This is a genomic window from Streptomyces sp. bgisy027 (genome assembly GCF_057710365.1).
This window is the reverse complement of the sequence record NZ_JBYIVZ010000032.1, coordinates 59,419-85,851: the sequence shown is the minus strand read 5'-3', so window position 1 is coordinate 85,851 and position 26,433 is coordinate 59,419. Positions and strand designations below refer to the sequence as shown.

Below are 26,433 nucleotides of genomic sequence, written 5' to 3'. Positions count from 1 at the left end.
TCACCCAGCACAGCCCCCGTCATCACCCAGCACAGCCCCCGTCGCGACCCAGCACACCCCGTTCCAAGGTCAGAACCCGCATACGGGACAATCGATCCGTTGGACAGAACCACGGGGAGGAACCGTGTCCGGATTCGTAGAAAAGCCCGAGCCGATCGAGGTTCCGGGCCTGGTGCACCTGCACACCGGCAAGGTGCGGGACCTGTACCAGAACGAGGCCGGCGACCTCGTGATGGTCGCCAGCGACCGCATGTCCGCCTATGACTGGGTGCTGCCGACCGAGATCCCCGAGAAAGGCCGCGTCCTCACGCAGCTCTCGCTGTGGTGGTTCGATCAGCTCGCCGACCTGGTCCCCAACCATGTGCTGAGCACCGACGTCCCGGCCGGCGCCCCCGCCGACTGGGCGGGCCGCACCCTGGTGTGCAAGTCGCTGCAGATGGTCCCGGTCGAGGCCGTGGCCCGGGGCTACCTCACCGGCTCGGGCCTCGCCGAGTACAGCGCCTCCCGCACCGTCTGCGGCCTCGCGCTGCCCGAGGGCCTGGTCGACGGCAGCGAGCTGCCCGCCCCGATCTTCACCCCGGCCACCAAGGCCGCCGTCGGCGAGCACGACGAGAACGTCTCCTACGAGGAGGTCGCCCGCCAGGTCGGCGCCGACACCGCGGCCCGGCTGCGCCAGGCGACCCTCGCCGTCTACTCCCGGGGCCGGGACATCGCCCGCGAGCGCGGCATCATCCTCGCCGACACCAAGTTCGAGTTCGGCTTCGAGGGGGAGACACTGGTCCTCGCCGACGAGGTGCTCACGCCGGACTCCTCCCGCTTCTGGCCGGCCGACCAGTGGCAGCCGGGGCGCGCGCAGCCGTCGTACGACAAGCAGTTCGTCCGGGACTGGCTGACCTCGCCGGCCTCCGGCTGGGACCGCAAGAGCGAGCAGCCCCCGCCGCCGCTGCCGCAGGAGGTCGTGGACGCGACCCGCGCGAAGTACGTCGAGGCGTACGAGCGGCTGACCGGCACGAGCTGGAGCTGACGAGCTGACGAGCTGACCCCATGACAAAGGCCCCGGTCGTTGACCGGGGCCTTTGATCTGGAGCGAACGACGAGGTTCGAACTCGCGACCTCAACCTTGGCAAGGTTGCGCTCTACCAACTGAGCTACGTTCGCATGCGCCGTGGCGCGAGAACCACTATACCCAACCTCGCTCCCGCGCGACCCGCACCGCCGCGTGACGGTTCTCCGCGCCGAGTTTCGACGCGGCGGACGACAGATAGTTCCGCACGGTCCCCTGGGACAGCGCGGCCCGCTCCGCGATCTCCGCGACGGGCGCCCCGTCGGCGGCGAGTTCCAGCACCTCCGCCTCCCGCGCGGTCAGCGGCGAGTCCCCGGCGGCGATCGCGTCGGCGGCCAACTCCGGGTCGACGTAACGGTTGCCGGCGTGCACGGTACGGATGATCTCGGCCAGCCGCTGCGCGCTGACGGTCTTCGGGACGAACCCGCGCACACCCGCCGCAAGGGCCCGCTTCAGATGCCCCGGCCGCCCGTGACTGGTCACGATCAGCACCCGGCAGCCGGGAAGTTCGGCGCGCAGAGATGTGGCGACCTTCACACCGTCGGCCCCCGGCATCTGAAGATCCAGCACCGCGACGTCGGGCCGGTGGGCCCGGGCCATCGCCAGCGCCTCGGGTCCGCTGGCCGCCTCGGCGACGATCACGAGGTCGTCCTCCAGCGACAGCAGCGTGGCGAGCGCCCCCCGGATCAGATGCTCGTCGTCGGCCAGCAGCAGCCGCACCGGCCCGCTCATACGGTGACCTCCCGCACACCCGCCCCCGTCAACGGCACCTCCGCCACCAGCCGGAACATCCCCTCGCCGGCCCGGCCGGCCTCCAGGGTCCCGTCCACCGCGGCCAGCCGCTCACGCAGCCCGGCGAGGCCGGAGCCGCCACCCCCGTCGGAGGCTCCGGCCGCCCCGTCGTTCTCCACCTTCAGCACCACGCGTCCCTCGCTCACCCCTACTTGCACCGCACACCGCTCGGCGTTCCCGTGCCGCAGCACATTGGTGGTCGCCTCCCGCACCACCCAGGCCAGCGCCGACTGCACCTCCACGGGCAGCCCGGCCGCCTCCCCGGTCACCTCGCACGTGATCCCGGCCGCCGTCAGCACGCCCCGCGCACCGACGAGTTCGACCTCCAGATCGGCCTCCCGGTACCCCCGGACGACGTCCCGCACCTCGCGCTGCGACTCCCGTGCGATCCGCTGCACCTCGATCATCTGCTCCACGGCCTCGGGCCGGCCGCGCCGGGCCAGCTGCACGGCGAGCTCGCTCTTCAGGGCGATGACCGCGAGGTTGCGCCCCATGACGTCGTGCAGGTCCCGCCCGAACCGCAGCCGCTCCTCGGCGACCGCGAGCCGGGCACGGGCCTCACGGGCCTCGTCGAGCTCGTAGACGGACCTGAGCAGCCAGACCGAGAAGACGGCGGTGAAGGCGAGGAATCCGCCGGCGAGCAGCACGATCACCGCGGTGACGAGCGCACCGAGCGGCGACCGGGTCAGCGCGACCACCATGAGCCCCGCACCCGCCGCGAAGCCCGCGACGACGGCATACACCTGCCTGCGCGCCTTCAGGCCGAGCGCGATGATGCCCATCCCGAAGATCATGCTGACGCCGAAGACGCTGCCGGCCGCCGAGTCGATGTCGTCGCCCTTCGGGCCGTACTCGGAGATCGCGAGAGCCGTGACGGCGACCGTGGCGGTGAACGCGCCGAGCGCGCACATGAGCCGGACGGGCTGCGCACGCCGGCCGCGCACCCAGTCCACCGCCCGTGACACGGTCAGCATGCAGGTCGCCGCGTGCGCGCACACCAGGAGCATCAGCACGGCACCCGGCCAGCTCCCGATCCGGCCGATGACGGGCAACCCGACCCCGGCGAGCTCGCTCACCGCGAAGAAGTGGAACGACCCCCGCGTGTACGTCTCCACCTTCGCCGGGGTGCTCTTCCCCCGCCACCACGTTCCCGGCCCGCGCATCCGCCGCTCTCCCCTAGGTCAACGCCGGGGTTCCCAGCGGAACCACCGTCGTACAGCAAACATGCCCCCGACCGTCCAGACCAGCGCGACGAGCACGGCGCCCAGTGCCTCGGACGCCGACAGACCGCCGGTCCAGCCGCCGCGCACCAGCGTGATCACCGGGGTCAGCGGCAGCAGTTCGCACGCCGACGCCACCCGGTCGGGCAGGATCTCCATGGGCACGAACATCCCGGAGAAGATCATGGAGAGGAACACCACCGGCAATGTCGTGACCTGCGCACTCTCGACGCTGCGGGTGAAGGCGGAGGTCACCGCGGCGAGGGAAACGCACAGGAGGACTCCCAACAGCAGGCCCAGCGCGGCGAGATGGGGAGCGCGGGGCGCACCCACGTCGAGCAGGACGGTGCAGCCGATCGCCAGCACCACGCACTGTGCGAGGCCCGTGGCCACGGCCGGCAGCGCGGCCCCGGCGAGGATCTCGGTGTCCCGCAGCTCGCCGGTGCGCAGCCGCTTGAGGACGAGTTCCTCGCGCCGGGCGGTGTAGACGCTGACGAGCGTCGCGTACACCGCGTAGAGCAGCGAGAAGCCGATGGAGGCGGGCAGGATGACCGTGCCGAGGGTGAGGCCCACTTCCGCCAGGTCCATCTGCTTCGCGGCCTCCCGTGCGCTCAGGGGCAGGATCAGCGGCACGAACAGCGCCGCGAACAGGGTGCCCCTGCTGCGCCCGAGCAGGGTCAGCTCGGCCCGGGCCAACGACGTCATGCGCCCCACCGGGGTGGTCGTCGCCGTACTCATGCCGCGTACTCCTTCGTCCCGGCGGTTTCCGCCGCCTCCCGCGCGATGCCCAGGAACGCCTCCTCCAGCGACGCCGAGCGCACGTCCAGCCGCCGCAGCTCCACCCCGGCCTGCTCGGCCCACACCAGCAGCCGGGTCGCCGCCCACTGGAGGCGATGGGTGCGCAGCCGTACGAGCCGCCCCTCGACCTCGTGTCCGCTCACGCCCAGCTCACCCAGCGGCGGCAGGTCGCCGAGGAAGTAGCCCTCGGGCAGCTCGAAGGTGATCCGCGACGGCTGGGCCGCGGTCACCTCGGCCGGTGTCCCGGCCGCCGCGATTCGCCCCTGGTGCAGGATCGCGAGCCGGTCGGCGAGGCTCTCGGCCTCCTCCAGGTAGTGCGTGGTCAGCAGCACGGTCGTGCCGTTGTCGCGCAGCCCGCGCACCAACTCCCAGGTGTCCCGGCGCCCTTCGGCGTCGAGCCCGGTCGTCGGCTCGTCGAGGAACAGCACCTCGGGATCCCCGAGCAGCGCGAGCGCCAGGTCCAGCCGCCGCCGCTCACCCCCGGACAGCTGCTTGACCCGTACGTCGGCCTTCCCGGCCAGCCCTACGAGGTCCAGCACCTCCAGCGGCGGCCGCGCCCCGCTCACGCACCCCGCCCACATCCGCGCGGTCTCGGCGACGGTCAGCTCGGACGGAAAGCCGCCCTCCTGCAACATCACCCCGGTACGCGGCCGTACGGCAGCCCTCCCCCAGGGTCTCGACTTCGCTCGACCAGGGGGGACCCCCATGGCGTAGGGATCGTGCCCGAGCACCCGGATGTGCCCTGCGGCGGGCTCGGCGAGCCCTTCGAGCAGCTCCACGGTCGACGTCTTGCCGGCGCCGTTGGTGCCGAGCAGCGCGAAGACCTCTCCGCGGTCCACGGAGAAGGTGATGCCGCGCACCGCCTCGAACCCGCCCCCGTAGACACGTCGTAGGTCGGTGACCTCAATCACGTGTTCGTGTTCGTTGATGTCCATGCCCTCAGCGTCTCCGCCGCCGGATCCCGGCAGCAGTGCGCGCTGTCACCACTCGGCATGACAAATGTCAGAGCGCGCGCGGGCAAGGGCGCGCGGGCACAAGAAAGACCCCGGTCCAGTGGACCGGGGTCTCTATCAAGAGCGGACGACGAGGCTCGAACTCGCGACCTCAACCTTGGCAAGGTTGCGCTCTACCAACTGAGCTACGTCCGCATTGCCCCCGACCGGCTCTCACCGATCGGTGCGAGCACCAGCCTACCTGATCCACTTCAGTGGACCGGACCGGCGGTGCAGAGCGGGTGACAGGAATTGCACACTGCGCCTTCCCCCTGGAAGGGGGATGTTCTGCTACTGAACTACACCCGCATGCTCGGCGAGCTGGACTTTTTCGGTCCCGCCCGGCGGCGTGCTCCAGACATTAGCTGATCAGCAGGGGGGTAGCGCAAGTCGGTTGTCGCACCGGCCCAAGTCGGCTGCCCTCAGGGCCCGCTGACGGAGCCTGAGGGCACGCGGCCCCGGGTCGGCTCACTGTGCCGAGGCGAACGCCTCGTAGACCTTCTTGGGGATGCGGCCGCGGGCCGGCACCTCCATCTTGTTGGCCTGGGCCCAGGCCCGGACGGCCGCCGGGTCCGGGGCGACCTCGGTCTGCTTGTACGCCTTGCCGGACTTCGACCGCTTGCGGCCGGCTTCCACGTAGGGCGCGAGCGCCTTACGCAGTTTCTTGGCATTGGCTTCATTCAGGTCGATCTCGTACGACTTGCCGTCGAGTCCGAAGGCGATCGTTTCCGCCGCTTCCGAGCCGTCGATGTCGTCAAAGAGAGTGACCACGACCTTCTGCGCCACGAATATCGGTCCCTTCAGGCGGCACCTCATACAGCTCAGCTGCTACGACGTGCCGAGTCTCGGCTTTTGCCAATTCATTTGTACAGTGCGCGGCAATGCAATGTGAAGCCCGACTAAATCTCTCCGCGTGTCAAAAATCAAGAGGGAGCGCAGCGACTTCGATTGAGGGTGGTGGTGGGAGACGGGCGGGCGCAATAGCCATCCGCGGCTGATCGGGGATCTTTCCCGTAACTTTTCGTGAACGCCCCCCTTCGATACCTGATCGTGACGGCTGTCACGTAGCTTCCTACAACTCTACTCGCGTAGAAATTTTGTGCGGGTAGTCTGAAACCACTGCAGGAACCTGCTCAGCACCACACCACCGGGAGTGCACGTGGCACGCGTCGTAGTCGACGTCATGCTCAAGCCGGAGATCCTCGACCCCCAGGGCCAGGCGGTGCAGCGCGCACTGCCGCGACTGGGTTTCGAAGGCATCTCCGACGTACGTCAGGGAAAGCGATTCGAACTGGAAGTTGACGGACCGGTCGACGAGGCCGCGCTCGCCCGCATCCATGATCTTGCGGAATCCTTCCTTGCGAACACCGTGATCGAGGACTTCACCGTCAAGGTCGAGGAAGTCGCGGAGGCCGCGAAGTGACCGCTCGTATTGGCGTCGTCACTTTCCCGGGAAGTCTCGATGACAGGGACACCCGGCGCGCGATCCGCCTCGCGGGCGCCGAACCGGTCGCTCTCTGGCACAAGGACAAGGACCTGGGGCAGGTCGACGCCGTGGTGCTGCCCGGCGGTTTCTCCTACGGCGACTATCTGCGCGCCGGCGCCATCTCCCGCTTCTCTCCGGTGATGGAGACGGTCATCGAGCAGGCTAAGGCGGGCCTTCCGGTCCTCGGCATCTGCAATGGCTTCCAGGTCCTCACCGAGGCCCACCTCCTCCCGGGCGGGATGCTCGGCAACGACCACCTGCACTTCATCTGCCGCGACCAGAAGCTGCGGGTGGAGAACGCGGAGACGGCCTGGACCAGCGACTACAGCGCCGGCCAGGAGATCCACATCCCGCTGAAGAACATGGACGGCCGCTACGTCGCCGACCAGTACACGCTGGACAAGCTGGAGGCCGAGGGCCGGGTCGCCTTCCGGTACCTGGTCCGCGGCGAAGCCGCTGATGGATACGGCAACCCGAACGGCTCGCTCAACGACATCGCCGGCATCACCAACGAGGCCGGCAACGTCGTGGGCCTGATGCCGCACCCGGAGCACGCCGTCGAGCCGCTCATCGGGTCGGGCCGCACCGACGGCCTCCCCTTCTTCACCTCGATCCTCAAGAAGCTGGTGGGCGCATGAGCCGGACGCCTCTGGACACGGTCGAGCACGCGGCCGCGACCCCCGACGTCGAGCTGCCCTGGGCCGAGCTCGGTCTGAAGAAGGACGAGTACGAGCGGGTCGTGGAGATCCTCGGCCGCCGCCCGACCGGCGCCGAGCTCGCCATGTACTCGGTCATGTGGTCCGAGCACTGCTCCTACAAGTCCTCCAAGGTGCACCTGCGCCAGTTCGGCGAGAAGGCGCCCGAGTCGGACGCCCTGCTCGTCGGCATCGGCGAGAACGCCGGTGTCGTCGATGTCGGCCAGGGCTACGCGGTCACCTTCAAGGTCGAGTCGCACAACCACCCGTCGTACGTCGAGCCCTACCAGGGCGCGGCCACCGGCGTCGGCGGCATCGTGCGCGACATCATCGCGATGGGCGCCCGCCCGGTCGCGGTCGTCGACCCGCTGCGCTTCGGCGCCGCCGACCACCCCGACACCAAGCGCGTGCTGCCCGGCGTCGTCGCCGGCATCGGCGGCTACGGCAACTGCCTGGGCCTGCCCAACATCGGCGGCGAGGTCGTCTTCGACGCCTGCTACCAGGGCAACCCGCTGGTCAACGCCGGTGCCATCGGCGTCATGCGGCACGAGGACATCCACCTCGCCAAGGCGTCCGGCGCCGGCAACAAGGTCATCCTCTACGGGGCCCGGACCGGCGGCGACGGCATCGGCGGCGCCTCCATCCTGGCCTCCGAGACCTTCGACGACGCCAAGCCGTCCAAGCGCCCGGCCGTCCAGGTCGGCGACCCCTTCCAGGAGAAGCTCCTCATCGAGTGCACCCTGGAGGCGTTCGCCGAGAAGCTGGTCGTCGGTATCCAGGACCTGGGTGCGGCGGGCCTGTCCTGCGCCACCTCCGAGCTCGCCTCCAACGGCTCCGGCGGCATGCGCGTGACCCTGGACGACGTACCCCTGCGTGACTCCACGCTCTCGCCCGAGGAAATCCTCATGAGCGAGTCGCAGGAACGCATGTGCGCGGTCGTCGAGCCGGAGAAGGTCGACCGGTTCCTGGAGATCTGCGAGAAGTGGGACGTCATCGCCACCGTCATCGGTGAGGTGACCGACGGCGACCGCCTGGAGATCTACTGGCACGGCGGCAAGATCGTCGACGTCGACCCGCGCACGGTGGCGCACGAGGGCCCGGTCTACGAGCGCCCGTACGCCCGCCCGTCCTGGCAGGACGAGCTCCAGGCCGACGACGCGAACAAGCTGCCGCGGCCGGCCACGGGCGACGAGCTGAAGGAACAGATCCTGAAGCTGGTCGGCTCCCCGAACCAGGCCAGCAAGAAGTGGATCACCTCGCAGTACGACCACTTCGTGCAGGGCAACACCGTCCTCGCCCAGCCCGAGGACTCCGGCATGATCCGCATCGACGAGGAGACCGGCCTCGGCGTCGCCATCGCGACGGACGGCAACGGCCGGTACGCCAAGCTGGACCCGTACCACGGCGCCCAGCTGGCCCTCGCGGAGGCCTACCGCAACGTGGCGACGACCGGCGCGAAGCCGCTCGCCGTCTCCGACTGCCTGAACTTCGGCTCGCCCGAGGACCCGGCGGTGATGTGGCAGTTCGCGGAGGCCGTGCGCGGCCTGGCGGACGCGTGTCAGCAGCTGGGCACCCCGGTGACCGGCGGCAACGTCTCGCTCTACAACCAGACGGGCGAGGTGGCGATCCACCCGACCCCGGTCGTGGCCGTGCTGGGCGTCATCGACGACGTCGCGCGCCGCACGCCGGTCGCCTTCCAGGAGGACGGGCAGCTGCTCTACCTCCTCGGCGACACGCGTGAGGAGTTCAGCGGCTCGGCCTGGTCGCAGGTCGTCCACGACCACCTCGGCGGGCTGCCCCCGAAGGTGGACCTGGAGCGCGAGCGGCTGCTCGCCGAGATCCTGATCTCCGCCTCCCGCGACGGCATGATCGACTCCGCGCACGACCTGTCCGACGGCGGTCTGATCCAGGCGGTCGTCGAGTCGGCGCTGCTCGGAGGCAAGGGCGCCCGGCTGGTCGTGCCGGACGGGCTGGACGCCTTCACCTTCCTCCTCTCGGAGTCGGCCGGCCGCGCTGTCGTGGCCGTTCCGCGCTCCGAGGAGGTCCGCTTCAACGACATGTGCGGTGCGCGGGGCCTGCCGGTCACCCGTATCGGTGTCGTGGACGGTGACTCGGTGGAGCTCCAGGGCGAGTTCGCGCTCCCGCTGGAGGAACTGCGCAGGGTCCACGAGGAGACGATCCCGGCGCTGCTGAAGTAGCCGGTACCCACCCTTCGCGAAGCCCCCGTCCGGTCCGCCGGGCGGGGGCTTCGCCGTGCGCGCGGACATCCGCTGCCGGACCGCGCTTGCACGTAATTACGTAGTTCCGTAATGTCGAAATGTGGAGCTCGAACAACGCGTCGCCGACCTGGAGCGACGACTGGCAGCGCTGGAGAGCGCGCAGCACACCGCCCCTCGCCTCGGCGAAGGGGACTTCTGGGCCCTGGAGGGGCTCAAGGAGCAGTTGGCCGCGCTGACAGCGGCCGACGGAGGTGTGCTCTTCACCGGCGCCGTACGGCTGCCGACCGGGGAGCAGTACGACTGGCAGCACGGCTCGCTGACCGAGGGCCTGCTGGAGGCCGACTGGGCCGAGTGCGCGGAGTCGTTCGCGGCGCTCGGTCATCCCGTCCGGCTGCGGCTGCTGCGCGAGGTCGTCGGCGGCCGGCGCACCGCGGCCGAGCTCGCCGAGCTGGACGAGATCGGCACGACCGGCCAGATCTACCACCACCTGCGCCAACTGACCGGTGCGGGCTGGCTCCACACCACGGGCCGGGGCCGCTACGAGGTGCCGCCGGGGCGGGTCGTACCGCTGCTGGTGGCGTTGGCGACGGCTCGTCCGTGACACCGACCGAACTGGGGGAACGATGTCCGCACGCAAACTCGCCAAGATCGTCTACCGCGCCCTGCAGCTGGCCTTCGTCGGCCTGGTGATCGCCCACTCCCTGCTGGATCTGGGATATCCGTGGTGGTGGAACTTCCTGCCGATCGCCCTGTCCTTCGTGATCCTCTTCGTGGTCAACCGCTGGGGCGGCGCCCCGGACAGCCCCCGCGCCGCCCGGGAGCCGGTCGAGGTCGGCCCGCCGGTCGCCGGCCGCTGGTCGGCGCTGAACAGCCCGGCCGACCGCACGCCGAGCCACGGCACGCACGCCTACGGCCAGACCTTCGCCATCGACGTCGTCGCCGAGCCCGAGGAGGGCGTCCGCCCGGGCTTCCGGTGGCTGTGGCCGATCGCCCGCCGCAACAGCGCCTTCCCCGCCTTCGGGGCCCCGCTGCTCGCGGTGGCCGACGCCGCCGTCGTACGCGCCGTCGACGACCAGCGCGACCACCTCAGCCGCACCTCGCTGCTCGCGCTGACGTACCTGATGCTCGTGGAGGCGTCCGTACGCGACCTGTCCGGCGTCAGGCGGGTCGTCGGCAACCACGTCGTCCTCGACCTCGGCGACGGCACCTTCGCGCTCTACGCCCACCTGCGCAACGGCTCGCTCACCGTCCGCGAGGGAGACCGGGTGACCGCCGGCCGGCAGCTGGCCCGCTGCGGCAACTCCGGCAACTCCACCGAGCCCCACCTCCACTTCCAGCTGATGGACGGCCCCGACCCGGACACCGCCCGCGGCGTCCCCTTCACCTGGCGGGGCCTCGGAGTCCCCCGCAACCGCGAGATCTTCGAGGCCCCTACGGCGCAGTCGCAGGCCGCATAGGCTGCCGTTCATGCCCCCGGCCAAGAAGCGCGCCCGTGCCTACGACCCCGTCAAGATCCGTACCGCGGTGCTCGCGCAGTTCGGGCACGTACGGCAGGCCGTGCACGGCCTCACCGGCGAGCAGCTCGCGCTGCCCACCCGGCTGCCCGGCTGGACCGTACGGGAGCTGGCCGCGCACGTGACCATGGCCGTGGGGAGCGTCAACCGCAACCTCGACCGCGACGAGCCGGCGAAGGCCGAACTGACGCTGCTGGACTGGCCCTTCGCCACCGCGGCCCGCGCCGCCGACATCTCCGACCGCACCCAGGACCTCGCCACCGCCAACCCCGACCTCGACGCCCTCTACACCCGCACCGGGGAACGGCTCGCGCGGAACCTGGCGGAGGCACCCGGCGACCGCCTCCTCGCCGCCCGCACCGGCACCATGACCCTCGCCGACTACCTGGTCACCCGCACCGTCGAACTCGTCGTCCACACCGACGACCTCAACGCCGCCGTCCCCGGCCTCGACATCCCGTACGACCGCCAGGCCCTCGCCGCCTGCACCCGGCTGCTCGCCGACGCGCTCGCCGCGAAGGCGCCCGGCGGTTCGACCGAGGTGCGGATCCCGCCGTACGCCGTCGTGCAGTGCGTCGAGGGGCCCAGGCACACCCGGGGCACCCCGCCCAACGTCGTCGAGACCGACCCGCTGACCTGGATCCGGCTCGCGACCGGGCGGGTGACCTGGCGGGACGCCGTCGAGGGGGCCGAGGTCAGCGCCAGCGGGGAGCGCGCGGACCTCGGGGCCCTGCTGCCGCTCCTGGCGTGATCGGCGACGACCGGCGACCGGGGCCGGCAAGCGGAACGGAGCGGAACCGGTCCCGTGTCCCTCCCGTCCCACCGGCATGGACACACTCGGCACGGACACAAAGCGACTGGCCGCCCTCGCCGCACTGACCCTGCTCCCGTTCGCCGCCGCCTGCGGCAGCAAGGACGCGGGCAGCGAATCGGTCGGGCCCGGGGCCGCGGCCTCCGTCACCGGCGTCCACTGGGCCGTCGACGGGGTCACCGTCGACGGCAGGAAGAGCGACGCCCCGAGCGGCGCCTGGCTCAGCATCGCCGACGGCGGCAAGGTCAAGGGCAGCCTCGGCTGCAACAACTTCGGCGCGGACGCGGCGTTCGCCGACGACCACGTGACCTTCGAGCAGGTGCGGGCGACCGAGATGGCCTGCGAGGGCGTACCGCCGGACTTCGAGCAGACCCTCGCCCGCACCCTCGCCGACGGCGACCTCGGCGCCGAGGTCGACGGCGACAGGCTCACCCTCACCACCGCGGACGGCGACCGGGTCGCCCTCACCCGGCAGGAGGGCGCCCCGCTCCACGGCACGAAGTGGACCGTCACCAGCCCGGACACCGGCGGCAAGGCCCACCTCACGTTCGACCGGAAGACCTCAGAGGTCAGCGGCAGCCTCGGCTGCAACAAGGTGAAGGCGACGGCGACGGTCCGCGACGGCAGTATCACCCTCGGCACCGCGTCCACCACGCGCATGATGTGCGACACCTCACTCATGAATACGGAGAAGACCCTCCTCGGCCTCTTCGACGGCACCGTGAAGTACGGGATCGATCACCGCAACCTCACTCTGACCAGCGAAAACGGCGAGCGTGTGACCGCGGTCGCCGCAGAGTGATCGTTTACAGGCGCGTATCCCCAATTCGGACCAGTGGTCGATCTCGCCTACACTCGGTGCCGTGCCACGTGGTGACGGTCGACTCAATCACGATCTGCTCCCCGGCGAGAAAGGCCCCCAGGACGCGTGTGGCGTCTTCGGTGTCTGGGCTCCGGGCGAAGAGGTCGCAAAGCTCACGTACTTCGGGCTCTACGCCCTCCAGCATCGGGGCCAGGAATCCGCGGGAATCGCGGTCAGCAACGGCTCCCAGATCCTCGTCTTCAAGGACATGGGCCTCGTTTCCCAGGTCTTCGACGAGACCTCCCTCGGTTCGCTCCAAGGTCATATCGCGGTGGGCCACGCCCGCTACTCGACGACCGGTGCCTCCGTCTGGGAGAACGCCCAGCCGACGTTCCGCGCGACCGGGCACGGTTCCATCGCGCTCGGCCACAACGGCAACCTGGTCAACACGGCCCAGCTCGCCGAGATGGTCGCCGACCTGCCCAAGCAGGAGGGCGGCCGCACCCCGCGCGTGGCGGCCACCAACGACACCGACCTGCTCACCGCGCTGCTCGCGGCCCAGGTCGACGAGGACGGCAAGCCGCTGACCATCGAGGAGGCCGCCCACCAGGTCTTCCCGCAGGTCCAGGGCGCCTTCTCGCTCGTCTTCATGGACGAGCACACCCTCTACGCGGCCCGTGACCCGCAGGGCATCCGCCCGCTGGTCCTCGGCCGCCTGGAGCGCGGCTGGGTCGTGGCCTCCGAGTCCGCCGCCCTCGACATCTGCGGCGCCAGCTTCGTCCGCGAGGTCGAGCCGGGCGAGTTCGTCGCCATCGACGAGAACGGCCTGCGCACCTCTCGATTCGCGGAAGCGAAGCCCAAGGGCTGCGTCTTCGAGTACGTGTACCTGGCCCGCCCGGACACCGACATCGCCGGCCGCAACGTCTACCTCTCCCGAGTGGAGATGGGCCGCCGGCTCGCCAAGGAAGCCCCGGTCGAGGCCGACCTGGTCATAGCGACCCCGGAATCCGGCACCCCGGCCGCGATCGGCTACGCGGAGGCCAGCGGCATCCCGTTCGGCGCGGGCCTGGTGAAGAACGCCTACGTCGGCCGTACGTTCATCCAGCCCTCGCAGACCATCCGCCAGCTCGGCATCCGTCTGAAGCTGAACCCGCTGAAGGAAGTCATCAAGGGCAAGCGTCTGGTCGTCGTCGACGACTCGATCGTGCGCGGCAACACCCAGCGCGCCCTGGTCCGCATGCTCCGCGAGGCGGGCGCGGCCGAGGTCCACATCCGGATCTCCTCGCCGCCCGTGAAGTGGCCCTGCTTCTTCGGCATCGACTTCGCCACCCGCGCCGAGCTGATCGCCAACGGCATGTCGATCGAGGAGATCGGCACCTCCCTCGGCGCCGACTCGCTGTCCTACATCTCCATCGACGGCATGATCGAGGCGACCACCATCGCCAAGCCGAACCTCTGCCGCGCCTGCTTCGACGGCGAGTACCCGATGGAGCTCCCGGACCCCGAGCTGCTCGGCAAGCAGCTCCTGGAGACCGAGCTCGCGGCCGGTACGGCCGCACCGGCTGCCGTCGACGCGATCCGTCGCCCGTAAGCCCAGTAACCAACCCGAAAGATCCCAGGCAATGTCTGAGACTGTTGTGCCCGGCGGAGCCTCCTACGCGGCGGCCGGCGTCGACATCGAGGCGGGCGACCGCGCGGTCGAGCTGATGAAGGAGTGGGTCAGGAAGACCCGGCGCCCCGAGGTCCTCGGCGGCCTCGGCGGTTTCGCCGGCCTCTTCGACGCCTCCGCCCTCAAGCGCTACGAGCGTCCCCTGCTCGCCTCCGCCACCGACGGCGTCGGCACCAAGGTCGACATCGCGCGCCAGATGGGCGTCTACGACACCATCGGCCACGACCTGGTCGCGATGGTCATGGACGACATCGTGGTGTGCGGCGCCGAGCCGCTGTTCATGACCGACTACATCTGTGTCGGCAAGGTCCACCCCGAGCGGGTCGCCGCCATCGTGAAGGGCATCGCCGAGGGCTGTGTGCTCGCCGGCTGCGCCCTGGTCGGCGGCGAGACGGCCGAGCACCCGGGTCTGCTGGGCGAGGACGACTTCGACGTCGCCGGCGCCGGTACGGGTGTCGTGGAGGCCGACCGGCTGCTCGGCCCGGATCGCATCCGTACGGGTGACGCGGTGATCGCCATGGCGGCGTCCGGCCTTCACTCGAACGGGTACTCGCTGGTCCGCCACGTGCTGCTGAACCAGGCCGGTCTCGCGCTGGACGCGCAGATCGAGGAGTTCGGCCGCACCCTCGGCGAGGAGCTGCTGGAGCCCACGAAGATCTACTCGCTGGACTGCCTGGCCCTCACCCGCACCACCGACGTGCACGCGTACAGCCACGTCACGGGTGGCGGTCTGGCCGCCAACCTGGCCCGGGTGATCCCGGACGGCCTGCACGCGGTCGTCGACCGCTCCACCTGGACCCCGGCCCCGATCTTCGACCTCGTCGGCAGGACCGGCTCGGTCGAGCGCCTGGAGCTGGAGAAGACCCTGAACATGGGCGTCGGCATGATCGCGATCGTGCCGGAGGAGTCCACGGACGCGGCCCTGGCCACCCTGGCCGACCGCGGGGTCGACGCCTGGGTGGCGGGCGAGATCACGGACCGCGGCGAGCACACCACCGGTGCCGCCCTGGTCGGCGACTACGCGAGCTGAGCCCGGCGACAGCAGCGCAAAACCCGGTCCGGCGGGTATCCGCTCAGGACCGGGTCAGGCACTGCTGGGTAGTCAAGCGCCGCGGCGTTGTTGCGACGTGGGACCGGACTCGTCGTCCTCGTCGTCCTCATCGTCGTCGTTGTAGAGATCCGCGTACTGGGCGTACGGGTCGTCGTCGTCTTCGTCGTCCTCGAACGGCTCGCCGTTCGGCGGCTGGCTCGAAGTCGAAGCGCCCAGCTCGTTGGCCAGACGCGACAGGTCAGTCCCGCCGCTGTTGTACTTCAGCTGGCGGGCGACCTTCGTCTGCTTGGCCTTGGCCCGGCCGCGCCCCATGGCTCGACCCCCTCGGTGACGGGGCTCGACGGCCCCAGAGTCTTGACACGCGTTCATGATCTGGAACGGGCTCTCCTCGGAGAGACCGGTCCGTAGGGCTTCCACGGTACCTGAGCCCGCGCCCATACGGTACGTCGCCCGCAGCACGTGCCTGGTTCCAGAACCCTCGGAGCGCCCTGTCCCCGCTGGTCAACCGCGATTTTAACCACTTCTTGGCGGCCGACCCGCCGACGAACGTGAGAGTTCTCTCTAAGTGTGCGCCGACGGGTACCGGTCAAACCCGATCAGCGCGTCCGGCGCGCTGACGCGGCCTCGTGCATCCGCTGTTCGGCGATCCGGTCGGCCGCGGCGGCCGGCGGAATCCCATCCGTCTTCGCACGTGCGAATATGGCCAGCGTGGTGTCGTAGATCTTCGCGGCCTTCGCCTTGCACCGGTCGAAGTCGAAGCCGTGCAGTTCGTCGGCCACCTGGATGACGCCGCCGGCGTTCACCACGTAGTCGGGCGCGTAGAGGATGCCGCGGTCGGCGATGTCCTTCTCGACGCCCGGGTGGGCGAGCTGGTTGTTGGCCGCGCCGCACACCACCTTGGCGGTCAGCGCCGGGACGGTGTCGTCGTTCAGGGCGCCGCCGAGCGCGCAGGGGGCGTAGATGTCGAGGCCCTCGACGCGGATCAGGGTCGCGGTGTCCGCGACCGCGCTCACGCCCTCCGGGTGCGCGGCGAGGATCCGGCCGACGGCCTCCTCGCGCACGTCCGTGATGACGACCTCGGCGCCCTCGGCGCGCAGGTGCTCCACCAGGTGGTGGCCGACCTTGCCGACGCCGGCGATGCCGACCTTGCGGCCGCGCAGCGACGGGTCGCCCCACAGGTGCTGGGCGGAGGCGCGCATGCCCTGGTACACGCCGAAGGCGGTGAGGACGGAGGAGTCGCCGGCGCCGCCGTTCTGCGGGGAGCGTCCGGTGGTCCAGCGGCACTCACGGGCCACGACGTCCATGTCGGCGACGTAGGTGCCGACGTCGCAGGCGGTGACGTAGCGGCCGCCGAGCGAGGCCACGAACCGGCCGTAGGCCAGCAGCAGCTCCTCGGACTTGATCAGATCGGGGTCCCCGATGATCACGGCCTTGCCGCCGCCGTGGTCGAGCCCGGCCATGGCGTTCTTGTAGGACATCCCGCGCGCGAGGTTCAGCGCGTCGGCGACGGCCTCTTCCTCGGTCGCGTACGGGTAGAAGCGCGTACCGCCGAGGGCAGGGCCCAGGGCGGTGGAATGGATGGCGATGACGGCCTTGAGGCCGCTGGCGCGGTCCTGGCAGAGCACGACCTGCTCATGACCGCCCTGGTCCGAGTGGAACAGGGTGTGCAGGACGCCGTGTGTTACGTCGGTCACTGTGGTGACTCCTGAGTACGGTGCGGCGGTTGGAGCTGGCTCCCGTACGGGTGGCGGGAGAGCAGTTGAGCATGAGATTAAACCCGCCGGCGCCCGTCCAACCCGCAGTGCTCAGCATCACCTACGAGCGGAGTACGTCCGTGCGACGATTTGCATAGTTTTCCCGCGCATTTGTCGGCGGGTTTCGCAGGTTTCCCTGGCAGACGGCGGGGGAGAGAGCAGGCGTGCCCAAGGTGTCCTCGGTGATCGTCCCGTACGCGACGTATCTGCGGGTCTATGAACCGCTGGCGGCCTTCCCGGAGCCGGAGCGCGGCCACTGGGCGCGCTACGCCCGCCGCCCCGACCGTCCCTCGTACCAGGACGAACTGCGCCGTTCCCTGGCGGACTTGCTGCCCACCCCGCCCGTCCCGGTGCCGGTGCAGGAGAGCGGCGACGCCTTCGTGCTGGAGATCGACGGGGTGCTGTGCGTGTGCCCGTGGCGCACCCGGCTGCGTGGCTGGCAGGCGCTCGGGGAGCTGGCCGACGAGCTGCCGAGGCCGGTCCTGGACGCGGTGCTGCCCGAGTTCGTACGTCAGCAGGCGGCCCAGGACTACGAGCGCTGGCTGGCCCGCAACCCGGACGCGCGGCCGTGGATCCGCACCTCGACCTGGCAGGTGCCGCTGCACTGGTTCGTGCTGGTCTCGGACGAGGAGCGGCGGTTCGACAAGGGCTCGGGCGAGATCCCCCCGATGCTGCGCTACCGGACGCCGATGGTGCAGGCGCGCCGGCGGGTGGCGCGGGCCCTGCGGACGCTGAAGGACACCATCGACGAAGGGCCCCTCATCGAGGGCCTGGTCGACGTCGGGCGCTGGCTGGAGGAGTTCCACCCCCGCTCGCTGGTCGAACTGGACTACGGCGGTCTGGTGCACACCCTCCCGGCCGGCGAGCTGGAGGACGACCACTCGGCGGCCGACGTGGCCGACGGCATCGAGGCGCTGCGGCAGGGCGACGGGGCGGGGGCCGGAGAGGCCTACGCGCGGCTCGTGGAGCGCTGGCGGTCGGTGCGGGACCGGCGTTCGGCCAACTGAGCCGGCGCCGCCGGAGTGACCTGGAGCACTCCGGCCGGTGTGATCTGACGCACTGTGTGACGTAACGAACTGGCGTTTGACGGGACGCCCGTTTTGGGGTTTCGTGCTGGTTCTGAGGTTCTTGATGCCTCGTCAACAAGGGACGTAGGTCCCGATCCGGGCGTATGCATCAAGGGTGCGTCAACGGCCGCAAGCGTGACGGAATGCACGTACGCGGCTCTTGCGTCCCTAACCCCCCCTCGTGCCAAAATAGGACAAGGAGTCCGGGGAGGACTCCATCTCGACATTGCACGCTTTGGGGGGTCTTGGGACTCCTGCACGCCACTGTGACTGATCGTCACAGTGGCGTGACTGTCCGCTATGGCATGGTCCATCGGCATCCGTCGCTGATGAACACCTGGGAGGGCAATTCCATCGGTTTGGCCGACGCGGCTGGACAGATGGTGTAGTTGTAGTGCCGAGGACAAGCCGTTCGTCCTATAACCGACTCGACTCGCGTCCGCCATTTCGGGCAACGCGGGTCAAGGTGCAGAATTTAGAGGAAAGAACCGAGAAGGTTCGGTTCTCCCGAGGAGGCCGCTCATGACCGCTCGCACCCCTGATGCCGAGCCGCTGCTGACCCCGGCTGAGGTCGCCACGATGTTCCGCGTCGACCCCAAGACGGTCACGCGGTGGGCGAAGGCCGGGAAGCTCACTTCCATCCGTACGCTCGGCGGTCACCGCCGTTACCGCGAGGCTGAGGTCCGCGCTCTGCTCGCGGGTATTCCGCAGCAGCGCAGCGAGGCCTGAACAGCTTCATAACCGGACAAACCGGCGGTTCCCCCAACTCGCCGTAGCGTCCGGGCCCTAGCTCCAAGCGACGCGGGTCCTGCCCCAACAGAGCCCACGCCCAAGCCGACAGAACACTTCAGGCACGCAACAAGGGTGCGTCGTAGATCGCGCTGGACTCCGCCGGGTCCAGCGCGATCTTTTTTGTGCGCGGAGTGTGCGCCGGCCGGTGGCCCTGTGAGTGGGCTTGTCGGAGTCTGGGGAGGCCTGTCGGATCTCCGGTGCGCTCACTCTGGGTGTCCGCCGCGTGTGAGCTGTGTACCCGCCCGGAGAGGGGTGGGTGGGCGCCGGACGAGGCCCGAAACCAGCGCGGATGCTGGTGCAATTGCACATATTAAATTGACCAGTTGCAGGAGGGGTGTAAGACCTACCCCCCAGGAAACTTATGCGGTGACTCCCGTCACATGCCACAGTGCTTGTTGCCTCCGGCCTATGTGCGCTAAAGGGAGGCGCACGCTCCAGCGGCCCACGGCCGGACGGGAGTTGAGTGGCCGACGCTCATGTCGAGGACGGGGCCTCGTCCCCCGTGACCTCGTCCGGAGCCGGCTGGTAGGCGCGCGTCCCCGAGTCCATCGCGAGCCGCAGCAGGCGGTGGCAGATCGGGCAGTGTCGCGTGCGATGTCGATAGGAGCTGGCGGCCGACAGGTGCGCGCGGAGCAGGGCCCGCGTCTCGTGCCTAGCGGTTGCCGCCATGTCCCACCTCCAGGGGCCACGCGAGGAAGGGCCCTGATTTCTGGGTACCTAGCGAATGTGACTCCGTCAAGGCGGCCTGCGGGCCACTCGAACACGGGAAGGGCCCGCGGCCGGGGCAGGACGGGGCGAGGAAGCGTCCGCATCATGGAGAGACAGGGACGAAGAAGGGCCCCCATCCCTCGCACCGTGAGGAAGGGCCCGCGTCCTTGCCGGATGCGGGCCCTTCACTCTCGCTGCGGTCCTGACGGGATTTGCTGTATCCGATTGCGGCTGCGCCGCGGGCGCGGCCTCCGCCTCGGCAGGGTGGTGGGTGGGTGTGGTGCGGGCATGTGGAAAGGCCCGCGTCCTTGCCGGATGCGGGCCCTTCACTCTCGCTGCGGTCCTGACGGGATTTGAACCCGCGGCCTCCACCTTGACAGGGTGGCGAGCACTCCAAACTGCTCCACAGGACCTGGTTTCGCTGCGCGATTCGTGCGTTGCGCTGCGAGAAGAGACTGTACAGGAGCCTGAGCCCCCTGGTCGAACTCACCTAGCGTAAACAGTCTGTTACGGCGCCAGCGCGTCGATCGTCTTCACGATCCGCTTGTCCGAGATCGGGTACGCGGTGCCGAGCGCGTGGGCGAAGTAGCTGACGCGGAGCTCCTCCAGCATCCAGCGCACGTCGAGGACCTGCTGCGGTACCGGACGCCCCTGCGGCATCTGCTCCAGCAGCCAGGCGTACTCGTCGCGCATCTCGTGGACCTTCTCCATGCGCGTGGTGTCCCGCTGGACGTTCGTCGGCATCTGCTGGAGCCGGCGGTCCACCGCGATCAGGTAGCGCATCAGGTCGGGCAGGCGCCGCAGCCCCGCCTCCGTCACGAAACCGGGCTTCACAAGCCCGTCCAGCTGCCCCCGCACATCCGTGAGGTTCGCCAGCAGCGCGGGGCTGCGTACGGCGTTCAGACGGCGCTCCGCGGCCTGCCACGCGGCGAGGACCTGCTGCACCTGGCCCACCGCACGGACCGTCGTGTCGACGATCTCGGCACGCACCTTGTCGTAGAGCTTGCGGTGCGACTCCTCGTCCCACGCCGGTCCCCCGAAGTCCCCGATCAGCTTGTCCGCCGCCGCCATCGCGCAGTCGTCGAACAGGCCCTGGATCGAGCCGTGGGGGTTGGCGGACAGGGCGAGCTTCTGGGCGTTGGTCAGCTTCTCCGAGGCGAACTTCGCCGGGTTGACCGGGATGTTGCGCAGGATCAGCCGGCGGGTGCCCTTCCACATCGCCTGCTGCTGCTCGGCCTCGGTGTCGAAGAGGCGGACCGACACCGTGTCGCCGTCGTCCACCAGCGCCGGGTACGCCTTGACCGGCTGGCCGGCGCGGCGGGTCTCGAAGACGCGGGTGAGCGTGCCGATGGACCAGTCGGTCAGGCCCTTGCGCTCCAGGGACTCCCCGCCCTCGCGGGAGGCGGTGGCCGCCGCGGCCTGCGAGAGGGCCTTGCGCGCCTTCGGCTTCATCCGGAGCTGCAGGCTCTCCAGGTCCTTGTCCTCGGCCAGCTTGCGACGCCGCTCGTCGACGATGCGGAAGGTGATCCGCAGATGGTCCGGGACCCTCGCCCAGTCGAAGTCGTCCGCCTCGAAGGGCACGCCCACCATGCGCTTCAGCTCGCGCGCCATGGTCACCGTCAGCGGTTCCTGCAAGGGGGCCGCGGTGTCCAGGAACCGTTTGGCGAAGTTCGGGGCCGGCACGTAGTTGCGGCGGATCGGCTTGGGGAGGGAACGGATCAGCTCCGTCACCAGCTCCTCCCTGAGGCCCGGGATCTGCCAGTCGAAGCCCTCGTCGGTGACCTGGTTGAGGACCTGGAGCGGGAGGTGGACGGTCACACCGTCCGCGTCCGCACCCGGCTCGAACTGGTACGTCACGCGGAACTTGAGCTGTCCCTGCCGCCAGGAGTCGGGGTAGTCGGCCTTGGTGACCGCCTCCGCCGACTCCCGGATGAGCATCTCGCGCTCGAAGTCCAGGAACTCCGGCTCCTCGTGCCGCTTGCGCTTCCACCAGGAGTCGAAGTGGGCCCCGGAGACGACGTGTTCGGGCACCCGGGCGTCGTAGAAGTCGAACAGCGTCTCGTCGTCGACGACGATGTCCCGGCGCCGGGCCCGGTGTTCGAGTTCCTCGACCTCGCTCAGCAGCTTGCGGTTGTCGGCGAAGAACTTGTGGTGCGTGCGCCAGTCGCCCTCGACCAGGGCGTTGCGGATGAACAGCTCGCGGCTGGCCTCCGGGTCGATCCGGCCGTAGTTGACCTTGCGCTGGGCGACGATCGGGACGCCGTACAGGGTGACCTTCTCGTACGCCATCACCGCCGCCTGGTCCTTCTCCCAGTGCGGCTCGGAGTACGTGCGCTTCAGGAGGTGCTCGGCGAGCGGTTCGACCCACTCGGGCTCGATCTTCGCGTTGACGCGGGCCCAGAGGCGGGAGGTCTCGACGAGCTCGGCGGACATCACGAAGCGCGGGGGCTTCCTGAACAGGGACGAGCCCGGGAAGATCGCGAACTTCGCGTTGCGGGCACCGATGTACTCGTTGCGTCCGCCGTCCTTGCGCGCGCCGGGGCCGGAGTCCTTGGACTCCTTCACGTCCTTCATCCCGATGTGGGACAGCAGGCCGGCGAGGAGGGAGACGTGGACCCGGTCGTCGGGGGCGTCGTCCTCGTTGAGGTGGATGCCCATCTGCTTGGCGACCGTGCGCAACTGCGTGTAGATGTCCTGCCATTCGCGAATGCGCAGGAAGTTGAGGTACTCCTGCTTGCACATCCGGCGGAACGACGACGAGCCCCGCTCGCGCTGCTGCTCGCGGACGTAGCGCCACAGGTTGAGGAAGGCGAGGAAGTCGCTCGTCTCGTCCTTGAAGCGGGCGTGCTGCTGGTCGGCCTGGGCCTGTTTGTCGGCCGGCCGCTCGCGCGGGTCCTGGATGGACAGCGCCGCCGCTATGACCATGACCTCGCGGACGCAGCCGTTCCTGTCGGCCTCCAGGACCATGCGGGCGAGGCGCGGGTCGACGGGCAGCTGGGCGAGCTTGCGGCCGGTCTGCGTGAGCCGCTTGCGTACGTCCTTCTCGGCCGGGTCGATCGCGCCCAGCTCCTGCAGGAGCTGGACGCCGTCGCGGATGTTGCGGTGGTCCGGCGGGTCGATGAAGGGGAACTTCTCGATGTCGCCGAGCCCGGCAGCGGTCATCTGGAGGATGACGGAGGCGAGGTTCGTACGGAGGATCTCCGCGTCCGTGAACTCCGGGCGGGCGACGAAGTCGTCCTCGGAGTACAGCCGGATGCAGATGCCGTCGCTGGTGCGGCCGCAGCGGCCCTTGCGCTGGTTGGCGCTGGCCTGCGAGACGGGCTCGATGGGCAGCCGCTGCACCTTGGTGCGGTGGCTGTAGCGGCTGATCCGGGCGAAGCCGGGGTCGATGACGTACTTGATCCCGGGCACCGTGAGGGAGGTCTCGGCGACGTTGGTCGCCAGAACGATCCTGCGGCCGGTGTGCTGCTGGAAGACCCGGTGCTGCTCGGCGTGCGAGAGACGGGCGTAGAGCGGGAGGACCTCGGTGAAGCGGTAGTTCCTCTTCACGAGCGCGTCGGCCGTGTCCCTGATCTCCCGCTCTCCCGAGAGGAAGACCAGGATGTCGCCCTTGCCCTCGCCCTGGAGCTCCTCGACGGCATCGCAGATCGCGGTGATCTGATCGCGGTCGGCGTCCTCGGAGTCCTCCTCCAGCAGCGGCCGGTAGCGCACCTCCACCGGATACGTCCGCCCGCTGACCTCGACGATCGGCGCGTCCCCGAAGTGCCGGGAGAACCGCTCGGGGTCGATGGTCGCGGAGGTGATGACGACCTTGAGATCGGGCCGCTTGGGCAGCAACTGCGCGAGATATCCCAGCAGGAAGTCGATGTTGAGGGACCGCTCGTGGGCCTCGTCGATGATGATCGTGTCGTAGGCGCGCAGCTCGCGGTCGGTCTGGATCTCGGCGAGCAGGATGCCGTCCGTCATCAGCTTGATGAAGGTGCCGTCGGGATTCACCTGGTCGGTGAAGCGCACCTTCCAGCCCACGGACTCGCCCAGCGGCGTGTCCAGCTCCTCCGCGACGCGCTCGGCGACCGTGCGGGCCGCGATACGGCGGGGCTGGGTGTGCCCGATCATGCCCCTGACCCCGCGCCCGAGCTCCAGACAGATCTTCGGGATCTGGGTCGTCTTGCCGGAACCGGTCTCACCGGCGACGATCACGACCTGGTGATCGCGGATGGCCGCCGCGATCTCGTCCTTCTTCTGGCTGACCGGCAGCTGCTCGGGATAGGTGACGGCCGGGAGACGGGTGCGCCGGGTGGCGATGCGCTCCTCGCCCTTGGCGACCTCCGCCTCGATCTCCGCGAGCACGGCGGCCCGCGCCTCCGGCTTACGGATCTTGCGGGCACCTTCGAGCCGCCGACCGAGCCGGTGCGCGTCGCGCAGCGACAGCTCGTTCAGGCGGGGGGCCAGGGGGCCGAGGGCGGGGGCGGGGTGCGTAGACATACGGGACCCAGGATCTCATCCCGGCGAAATCCGTGGCGAACGCTTTTGTGGCACCCAGCAGAAAGGCCCCGATCCGGGGATCGGGGCCTTGACTGTGGCTGGGGCCGGGGTCGAACCGGCGACCTATCGCTTTTCAGGCGATCGCTCGTACCAACTGAGCTACCCAGCCATCAAGGCTTCTTTCGAAGCCTTGGCGGTCCTGACGGGATTTGAACCCGCGGCCTCCACCTTGACAGGGTGGCGAGCACTCCAAACTGCTCCACAGGACCTTGCTTTGCGTACGACAGTGTCGCACACCGTACTGCGTGCCCCCAACGGGATTCGAACCCGTGCTACCGCCTTGAAAGGGCGGCGTCCTAGGCCGCTAGACGATGAGGGCTATCGGCCCGCCTGGGCGCCTCTCAGCGCGTCGGGGACGTGAGAAGCATATGGGATGGCGGGAGGTATCGCCAAAACGGTTTACGGGGAGGCGCTGGGGGACGAGCCGGTCGGGCTCGGGGAGTCCGTCGCGCCCGGCTGGTTCTCCTCCACCAGGTGGCGCCGCACCTCGGCGGTGGTCAGGCCCAGGCCGCCCAGTTCGATCTCGTCCCAAGCCTGGAGGCGGCGGGTGCCGCGGTCGAAGTAGAGGATCGACGTCTGGATGGGGTCGGGGTGCTTGCCCTCGACCGCGCGCAGACCGCTGCCGCCGGTGGAGCCCTCCAGGCGCAGCCGGGTGCCGTACCGCAGGACCTCCATCTCCTGGTGGTGGAGGTGGCCGGCCAGGGCCAGCGGGACCTCGCCGTCGGTCTGGCGCACGGCCACCGGTTCGTGGGCGACGGCCACGTCGACGGGGGTGCCGGCGGCCCGCTGGTCGCGCAGGGCCGTGGCCAGGCGGGCGCCCGCGAGCTCGTTGGCTGCGTCGCCGCCGGCGACCTGGGAGCGGTCGGGGGTGAACTGGGGGTCGCCGATGCCGGCGAAGCGCAGGCCGGCGATGGTGCGGGCCTTGCCGTCGTCGAGGACGTGGACGTTCTTGAGGCCCTCCAGGTAGCGCTGGGTCAGCCGGGAGTCGTGGTTGCCGCGCACCCAGACGTAGGGGGCGCCGAGGTCCTGGACGGGGTCGAGGAAGCCGTTCTCGGCGGCCGTGCCGTGGTCCATGGTGTCGCCCGAGTCGACGATCACGTTGACCTTGTACTGGCTCACCAGCGAGGCGATGATCTTCCAGCTCGCCGGGTTGAGGTGGATGTCGGACACGTGCAGGACCCGGATGGTGCTCGGGTCCGGGGCGTAGGCGGGGAGGGTGGAGGTGGCGTCGTAGAGCTTGGTCACGTTGGTGACCAGGCGGGCCAACTCCTTCTGGTAGACGTCGAATTCGGTGACGATGCTGCGCGCGTTGCCGACCAGGGACGGCGCGGAGGAGAGCAGGCCGGAGAACTTCGGCTCCAGAACGGACTCGGGGTTCCAGGTCGCGTACGCCGTGCCGCCCGAGGCGGCCAGCAGGGTCAGGGCCATGCCGCCGGCGGCCAGGGCGCGGCGGGGGCAGCGGTAGACCGCGAGGCCGAGGGCCGCGGCGCCGGTGACGACGGCCACGCAACTGCGCACGGCGAGGTCGCGGGTGCCGTGGGCGACGTCCTGCGCGACCTCGTCCTGGAGGCCGGAGAGCCGCTCGGGGTGGTCGACCAGGGCCTGGGCGCGCTCCGGGTCGAGCTGGTCGACGTTGACGTCCAGCCGGACGGGCGCGATGTGGCTGTCGAGGGTGAGGGCGCCCAGCGGGGAGACGTTGATCTTCGTGCCGCCGGTGAGGGAGGGGCGCAGGGTCATCGTGGTGTTCATGGGGCCGACCGGGGCGCGTACGTTGCCGACGATCAGCAGGCCGAGCCAGGCGCCGAGGAGGACGACGGTGAGCAGGCCGAGGGCGCGTGTCCACGGGTGGGGCTGGGTGACGAGCTCCGGTGTGGGCAGCGGGCGGCGGGTCGAGTAGCGGCGGGCGAGGGCGCGCGGGGCCCTGGGGACGTGGGCGAGAACCTTCATGACTGCGGCGGGGACGCGGGCCATTGGTCCCGTATGCCCAAGTGCGCCGCTGGATATGCGGGGCCGTTGGCGGCTCCTTCCCGGACGGGTCGTACCCGACAATGGGCGTGTGCTGGAGATGACGCGCGAGGAGTTCGAGGAACTGGTCGCCGAGGCGTTGGACCGGATTCCGCCGGAGCTGACACGGCTGATGGACAACGTCGCGGTGTTCGTCGAGGACGAACCGCCCGCGGACGACCCCGAGCTGCTCGGGTTGTACGAGGGGACTCCGCTCACCGATCGCGGGGAGTGGTACGCCGGGGTGCTGCCGGACCGGATCACGATCTACCGGGGGCCGACACTGCGGATGTGCGCGTCGCGGGCGGAGGTCGTCGAGGAGACCGAGGTGACCGTGGTGCACGAGATCGCGCATCACTTCGGGATCGACGACGAGCGCCTGCACGCACTCGGCTACGGGTGAGTCGGGGCCGTCCGGGGCGCGTGGCCGGACCGTGTCGCGGGGCGCGTG

Annotated in this window: 23 protein-coding genes and 7 tRNA genes; 13 read left to right on the top strand and 17 right to left on the bottom strand. The window is 70.0% G+C overall.

Features of this window, described 5'->3' with window-relative positions; genetic code table 11:
* Positions 1 to 124: 124 nt before the first annotated feature.
* Complete coding sequence (locus AC3ETA_RS29570) at positions 125 to 1,024, top strand: phosphoribosylaminoimidazolesuccinocarboxamide synthase (RefSeq protein ID WP_030947641.1); 900 nt, start codon at positions 125 to 127, stop codon at positions 1,022 to 1,024.
* A gap of 58 nt (positions 1,025 to 1,082) precedes the next feature.
* On the opposite strand, the gene AC3ETA_RS29565 is transcribed toward AC3ETA_RS29570, so the two are convergent.
* The 8 genes from AC3ETA_RS29565 to AC3ETA_RS29530 all read right to left on the bottom strand — a co-directional run bounded on the left by AC3ETA_RS29565 (position 1,083) and on the right by AC3ETA_RS29530 (position 5,651).
* A tRNA-Gly gene (locus AC3ETA_RS29565) sits at positions 1,083 to 1,158 on the bottom strand.
* Positions 1,159 to 1,180: 22 nt separating this feature from the next.
* Positions 1,181 to 1,795 carry a response regulator gene (locus AC3ETA_RS29560; protein WP_432195939.1) on the bottom strand — a complete coding sequence of 205 codons (615 nt, stop codon included), beginning with the start codon at positions 1,793 to 1,795 and terminating at the stop codon, positions 1,181 to 1,183.
* Positions 1,792 to 3,018, bottom strand: coding sequence for a sensor histidine kinase (locus AC3ETA_RS29555; RefSeq protein ID WP_432195938.1), 1,227 nt, complete (start codon positions 3,016 to 3,018; stop codon positions 1,792 to 1,794). Before AC3ETA_RS29555 ends, AC3ETA_RS29560 begins: the two co-directional genes overlap by 4 nt.
* Positions 3,019 to 3,036: 18 nt before the next feature.
* Complete coding sequence (locus tag AC3ETA_RS29550; protein WP_432195937.1) at positions 3,037 to 3,813, bottom strand: ABC transporter permease; 777 nt, start codon at positions 3,811 to 3,813, stop codon at positions 3,037 to 3,039.
* Entirely contained in the window at positions 3,810 to 4,808 is a 999-nt protein-coding gene (locus AC3ETA_RS29545; protein WP_432195936.1) for an ABC transporter ATP-binding protein, read from the bottom strand. The genes AC3ETA_RS29550 and AC3ETA_RS29545 overlap by 4 nt, the downstream gene beginning before the upstream one ends.
* 140 nt (positions 4,809 to 4,948) lie before the next feature.
* Positions 4,949 to 5,021 (bottom strand) — tRNA-Gly (locus tag AC3ETA_RS29540).
* Positions 5,022 to 5,102: 81 nt separating this feature from the next.
* A tRNA-Gly gene (locus tag AC3ETA_RS29535) sits at positions 5,103 to 5,174 on the bottom strand.
* Between the two features lie 159 nt (positions 5,175 to 5,333).
* A complete protein-coding gene (locus AC3ETA_RS29530) occupies positions 5,334 to 5,651 on the bottom strand; it encodes a histone-like nucleoid-structuring protein Lsr2 (RefSeq protein WP_030947653.1) in 318 nt (105 codons plus the stop codon).
* Between the two features lie 373 nt (positions 5,652 to 6,024).
* Here AC3ETA_RS29530 and purS point away from each other — a divergent pair, with 373 nt between their 5' ends.
* The 9 genes from purS to purM all read left to right on the top strand — a co-directional run bounded on the left by purS (position 6,025) and on the right by purM (position 15,091).
* On the top strand, positions 6,025 to 6,288 hold the full coding sequence (gene purS, locus AC3ETA_RS29525; RefSeq protein WP_015659417.1) for a phosphoribosylformylglycinamidine synthase subunit PurS: 264 nt from the start codon (positions 6,025 to 6,027) through the stop codon (positions 6,286 to 6,288).
* Positions 6,285 to 6,989 (top strand): phosphoribosylformylglycinamidine synthase subunit PurQ, encoded by a 705-nt coding sequence (purQ, locus tag AC3ETA_RS29520; RefSeq protein ID WP_432195935.1) that lies wholly within the window; start codon positions 6,285 to 6,287, stop codon positions 6,987 to 6,989. The genes purS and purQ overlap by 4 nt, the downstream gene beginning before the upstream one ends.
* Positions 6,986 to 9,244: a phosphoribosylformylglycinamidine synthase subunit PurL gene (purL, locus tag AC3ETA_RS29515; protein ID WP_432195934.1), complete on the top strand. Its 2,259-nt coding sequence runs from the start codon at positions 6,986 to 6,988 to the stop codon at positions 9,242 to 9,244. The genes purQ and purL overlap by 4 nt, the downstream gene beginning before the upstream one ends.
* Positions 9,245 to 9,365: 121 nt before the next feature.
* A complete protein-coding gene (locus AC3ETA_RS29510; RefSeq protein WP_432195933.1) occupies positions 9,366 to 9,866 on the top strand; it encodes an ArsR/SmtB family transcription factor in 501 nt (166 codons plus the stop codon).
* A 22-nt stretch (positions 9,867 to 9,888) separates the two neighbouring features.
* Positions 9,889 to 10,722 carry a M23 family metallopeptidase gene (locus tag AC3ETA_RS29505; protein WP_432195932.1) on the top strand — a complete coding sequence of 278 codons (834 nt, stop codon included), beginning with the start codon at positions 9,889 to 9,891 and terminating at the stop codon, positions 10,720 to 10,722.
* Positions 10,723 to 10,732: 10 nt separating this feature from the next.
* Positions 10,733 to 11,530: a maleylpyruvate isomerase family mycothiol-dependent enzyme gene (locus AC3ETA_RS29500; RefSeq protein ID WP_432195931.1), complete on the top strand. Its 798-nt coding sequence runs from the start codon at positions 10,733 to 10,735 to the stop codon at positions 11,528 to 11,530.
* A gap of 76 nt (positions 11,531 to 11,606) precedes the next feature.
* Entirely contained in the window at positions 11,607 to 12,392 is a 786-nt protein-coding gene (locus AC3ETA_RS29495) for an META domain-containing protein (RefSeq protein ID WP_432195930.1), read from the top strand.
* Between the two features lie 61 nt (positions 12,393 to 12,453).
* Positions 12,454 to 13,983, top strand: coding sequence for an amidophosphoribosyltransferase (purF, locus tag AC3ETA_RS29490; RefSeq protein WP_432195929.1), 1,530 nt, complete (start codon positions 12,454 to 12,456; stop codon positions 13,981 to 13,983).
* A 31-nt stretch (positions 13,984 to 14,014) separates the two neighbouring features.
* On the top strand, positions 14,015 to 15,091 hold the full coding sequence (gene purM / locus AC3ETA_RS29485) for a phosphoribosylformylglycinamidine cyclo-ligase (protein WP_432195928.1): 1,077 nt from the start codon (positions 14,015 to 14,017) through the stop codon (positions 15,089 to 15,091).
* Between the two features lie 72 nt (positions 15,092 to 15,163).
* Here the strand turns inward: purM and AC3ETA_RS29480 are convergent, their stop codons facing one another.
* The gene (locus AC3ETA_RS29480; RefSeq protein WP_432195927.1) at positions 15,164 to 15,424 is read right to left on the bottom strand and encodes a DUF3073 domain-containing protein; all 261 of its coding nucleotides are present in this window, start codon (positions 15,422 to 15,424) and stop codon (positions 15,164 to 15,166) included.
* Positions 15,425 to 15,708: 284 nt separating this feature from the next.
* On the bottom strand, positions 15,709 to 16,806 hold the full coding sequence (locus AC3ETA_RS29475) for a Leu/Phe/Val dehydrogenase (protein ID WP_432195926.1): 1,098 nt from the start codon (positions 16,804 to 16,806) through the stop codon (positions 15,709 to 15,711).
* A gap of 224 nt (positions 16,807 to 17,030) precedes the next feature.
* On the opposite strand from AC3ETA_RS29475, the gene AC3ETA_RS29470 reads away from it, so the two are divergent.
* Together AC3ETA_RS29470 and bldC are read left to right on the top strand one after the other, a co-directional pair.
* Entirely contained in the window at positions 17,031 to 17,873 is an 843-nt protein-coding gene (locus AC3ETA_RS29470) for a DUF8083 family protein (protein WP_432195925.1), read from the top strand.
* Between the two features lie 582 nt (positions 17,874 to 18,455).
* Complete coding sequence (gene bldC / locus AC3ETA_RS29465; protein WP_003949541.1) at positions 18,456 to 18,662, top strand: developmental transcriptional regulator BldC; 207 nt, start codon at positions 18,456 to 18,458, stop codon at positions 18,660 to 18,662.
* A 537-nt stretch (positions 18,663 to 19,199) separates the two neighbouring features.
* Here bldC and AC3ETA_RS29460 read toward each other — a convergent pair.
* From AC3ETA_RS29460 to AC3ETA_RS29430, 7 genes are all read right to left on the bottom strand, one after another.
* Positions 19,200 to 19,394 (bottom strand): DUF6274 family protein, encoded by a 195-nt coding sequence (locus AC3ETA_RS29460; protein WP_432195924.1) that lies wholly within the window; start codon positions 19,392 to 19,394, stop codon positions 19,200 to 19,202.
* Positions 19,395 to 19,771: 377 nt separating this feature from the next.
* Positions 19,772 to 19,846: transfer RNA gene (locus AC3ETA_RS29455), tRNA-Asp, on the bottom strand.
* Positions 19,847 to 19,940: 94 nt separating this feature from the next.
* The gene (hrpA, locus tag AC3ETA_RS29450) at positions 19,941 to 23,918 is read right to left on the bottom strand and encodes an ATP-dependent RNA helicase HrpA (protein WP_432195923.1); all 3,978 of its coding nucleotides are present in this window, start codon (positions 23,916 to 23,918) and stop codon (positions 19,941 to 19,943) included.
* Between the two features lie 95 nt (positions 23,919 to 24,013).
* A tRNA-Phe gene (locus tag AC3ETA_RS29445) sits at positions 24,014 to 24,087 on the bottom strand.
* Between the two features lie 22 nt (positions 24,088 to 24,109).
* Positions 24,110 to 24,187: transfer RNA gene (locus tag AC3ETA_RS29440), tRNA-Asp, on the bottom strand.
* A 37-nt stretch (positions 24,188 to 24,224) separates the two neighbouring features.
* Positions 24,225 to 24,297: transfer RNA gene (locus AC3ETA_RS29435), tRNA-Glu, on the bottom strand.
* Between the two features lie 80 nt (positions 24,298 to 24,377).
* Positions 24,378 to 25,949, bottom strand: a complete 1,572-nt coding sequence (locus AC3ETA_RS29430) for a metallophosphoesterase family protein (RefSeq protein WP_432195922.1) — start codon at positions 25,947 to 25,949, stop codon at positions 24,378 to 24,380.
* An 85-nt stretch (positions 25,950 to 26,034) separates the two neighbouring features.
* Here AC3ETA_RS29430 and AC3ETA_RS29425 point away from each other — a divergent pair, with 85 nt between their 5' ends.
* Positions 26,035 to 26,385: a metallopeptidase family protein gene (locus AC3ETA_RS29425; protein ID WP_432195921.1), complete on the top strand. Its 351-nt coding sequence runs from the start codon at positions 26,035 to 26,037 to the stop codon at positions 26,383 to 26,385.
* Positions 26,386 to 26,433: the final 48 nt, after the last annotated feature.

Excerpts from the sequence above, each read along its gene's own strand:
- AC3ETA_RS29560 (WP_432195939.1), bottom strand. The coding sequence starts at position 1,795 with ATGAGCGGGCCGGTGCGGCTGCTGCTGGCCGACGACGAGCATCTGATC.
- AC3ETA_RS29555 (WP_432195938.1), bottom strand. The coding sequence starts at position 3,018 with ATGCGCGGGCCGGGAACGTGGTGGCGGGGGAAGAGCACCCCGGCGAAG.
- AC3ETA_RS29550 (WP_432195937.1), bottom strand. The coding sequence starts at position 3,813 with ATGAGTACGGCGACGACCACCCCGGTGGGGCGCATGACGTCGTTGGCC.
- AC3ETA_RS29545 (WP_432195936.1), bottom strand. The coding sequence starts at position 4,808 with ATGGACATCAACGAACACGAACACGTGATTGAGGTCACCGACCTACGA.
- purL (WP_432195934.1), top strand. The coding sequence starts at position 6,986 with ATGAGCCGGACGCCTCTGGACACGGTCGAGCACGCGGCCGCGACCCCC.
- AC3ETA_RS29505 (WP_432195932.1), top strand. The coding sequence starts at position 9,889 with ATGTCCGCACGCAAACTCGCCAAGATCGTCTACCGCGCCCTGCAGCTG.
- AC3ETA_RS29500 (WP_432195931.1), top strand. The coding sequence starts at position 10,733 with ATGCCCCCGGCCAAGAAGCGCGCCCGTGCCTACGACCCCGTCAAGATC.
- AC3ETA_RS29495 (WP_432195930.1), top strand. The coding sequence starts at position 11,607 with ATGGACACACTCGGCACGGACACAAAGCGACTGGCCGCCCTCGCCGCA.
- purM (WP_432195928.1), top strand. The coding sequence starts at position 14,015 with ATGTCTGAGACTGTTGTGCCCGGCGGAGCCTCCTACGCGGCGGCCGGC.
- AC3ETA_RS29480 (WP_432195927.1), bottom strand. The coding sequence starts at position 15,424 with ATGGGGCGCGGCCGGGCCAAGGCCAAGCAGACGAAGGTCGCCCGCCAG.
- bldC (WP_003949541.1), top strand. The coding sequence starts at position 18,456 with ATGACCGCTCGCACCCCTGATGCCGAGCCGCTGCTGACCCCGGCTGAG.
- AC3ETA_RS29460 (WP_432195924.1), bottom strand. The coding sequence starts at position 19,394 with ATGGCGGCAACCGCTAGGCACGAGACGCGGGCCCTGCTCCGCGCGCAC.
- hrpA (WP_432195923.1), bottom strand. The coding sequence starts at position 23,918 with ATGTCTACGCACCCCGCCCCCGCCCTCGGCCCCCTGGCCCCCCGCCTG.
- AC3ETA_RS29430 (WP_432195922.1), bottom strand. The coding sequence starts at position 25,949 with ATGGCCCGCGTCCCCGCCGCAGTCATGAAGGTTCTCGCCCACGTCCCC.